The organism is Oleiphilus sp. HI0132, assembly GCF_001635845.1.
In genome coordinates this window covers 1-2,156 of sequence record NZ_LWGJ01001481.1, presented here as the reverse complement: position 1 = coordinate 2,156, position 2,156 = coordinate 1, and the positions used below count along the sequence as shown (strand labels likewise).

The 2,156-nt window shown below is 40.7% G+C and carries 2 protein-coding genes; both read left to right on the top strand.

Features of this window, described 5'->3' with window-relative positions; all coding sequences use genetic code 11:
- On the top strand, positions 1–318 hold a 318-nt coding region (locus A3766_RS22945), incomplete at its 5' end, for a type II toxin-antitoxin system HigA family antitoxin (RefSeq protein ID WP_156509061.1).
- Positions 319–440: 122 nt separating this feature from the next.
- The gene (locus tag A3766_RS22940) at positions 441–1,664 is read left to right on the top strand and encodes a tyrosine-type recombinase/integrase (protein ID WP_068643023.1); all 1,224 of its coding nucleotides are present in this window, start codon (positions 441–443) and stop codon (positions 1,662–1,664) included.
- Positions 1,665–2,156: the final 492 nt, after the last annotated feature.

Below are 2,156 nucleotides of genomic sequence, written 5' to 3'. Positions count from 1 at the left end.
GCGCTTATGGATGAATTGATTGAAGACTATGATGCCAACTTGCTTTTGATTGATGTCTTGTGGTCAAAGATCCACGCGTATGAAGAAGAAGCGCCGGAGTTTCAAGAGTTCAATTCTCGAGTTGGATCAATGGATGCCGGTGCCTCAATGTTGAGATTGCTCATGGAGCAACACAATCTCACCATGTCGGACTTTAAGGAAGAGATTGGACCCAAAAGCTCTGTGTCAATGATTTGTAATGAGAAGAGGTCACTGACAAAAGAGCACATAGACAAACTCTCGAAGCGCTTTGAAATTAGTCCTGCATTATTTTTCTAATACTCAGCGTTGAACAAGGGTGGATAGTCATACCTATAAAATGTCCAATAACTTTCATTATTGGACATAGTAACATATAAGAACTACGCTTAAGATAATAAATACAAACACTTAAGATTCTTATGGCAACGCCCAAATCAATACCATTATTTCCTGCATACGCTGAGCTTAAAGACTTCGATTGGCGTGATTATGAGCAGCTAGATCAATTCTTTAATGACCAACCAAACTGGTGCCGCGAACACTGGGACTGGGCACGTGACTACTTAATCTTTCTTGGCAGGAATAAATCTGAGCATACTTATATTAGATTTAGATCTGATATCGAAAAGTTTTTGTTATGGAGTTTTTTGATTGCAGAAAAGCCCGCCGTTGATTTCAGAAAGAATGACGTGCTGGATTACGCTGAGTTCTTCTTTAAACCGCCACAAACATGGATTGGCTTAACGAATGTCGACAAATTCGTTCCTACGGCGGGTATGTATGAATTTAACAAGAGTTGGAAGCCGTTTAGGTACATAGCTGAAGGCTCCGACATTGATAAAAAGAAGTACCGCCCATCACAGCAGTCGATGCTCGCAATGTTCTCAGCTATTAGCGGCTTTTATACGCATTTAATGGAAAACGAAATCGCACTAGGTAATCCAGCTGTTTTGGCTAAGAAAGACTGCAAGCGCTTGGTTAAAGATGCTCAGGTAAAAGAAACGAAGCGGCTAGATCAAGATCAATGGGATTTGTTACTAACAACAGTTGAGCAAATGGCAGACGAAGACGCGCTCTTTGAACGAAACCTATTTCTCATTGCCGCCATGAAAACTATGTTTTTAAGGATCTCCGAACTTGCGGAGCGTGATGATTGGATCCCAGTCATGAGTCATTTCTGGCAAGACGATGAAAAAAACTGGTGGCTTAAAATATATGGCAAAGGAAAGAAAATACGCGACATTTCTGTCCCGGATAGCTTTCTGCCTTATTTAGAACGTTATCGCCTATGGCGCGGCTTATCTGCATTGCCTGGAAGACAGGAAAAACAACCCATTGTAGAGAAAATTCGTGGAGCTGGAGGTATGAGCGGCAGACAACTCGCGCGTCTCGTTCATCAGGTGCTTGATAAAACATACGAAACCATGAAGTCTCAATCTGGGGAGAAAGCCGCCCAGATTTTCAAAGATGTTTCACCTCACTGGCTGCGACATACAGGCGCAAGCATGGAGATTGAACGAGGTCGCGCCCTTAAGGACGTCTCAGAAGACCTGGGGCATTCAAGCATGGCCACAACCGATACAGTCTATGTTCAAACCAGTGCCAAGAAACGCGCTGAGAGTGGTAAATCTAGAGAGGTTTAACCTACAGATAGAAATATCTAGGATATTATTTTCAATAGAAACAGATTGTTAGGCCATATTTGCCGGTCATTTCACCCGAAAACAGTCAAACACCCTATAGAGGTGTTACTACTAAGGATTATATAAATAAAATGTCAAAGCCTGCAGTAAAAAAAGGCACTTACAAGAGTTTTGCCTTCAATTACCCCAGCCGGTGGTAATTACCAATTTGATAGGTAATTCTTGGTAATTTATGTACTCTTATTAAAACACGCTTTGGCGAAGCGCTGTTTATAACGCACTTTTGTATTAAAAGTGCACCTCCTCAGCAAAAAAAGAGAATCCCTTTTAGTGCATACTTGAGAACACACCATACGTTGTAAAACATGCACATTCAAAATCAAAATACTCGAATATTGGTAATCCAGATAATATCAAAAACTGCTTTAACTGAAAAAGCACNCTCATAAGTTAGTTTGCCCAATTTATAGATATAGTTGTAATTTTAGCTTT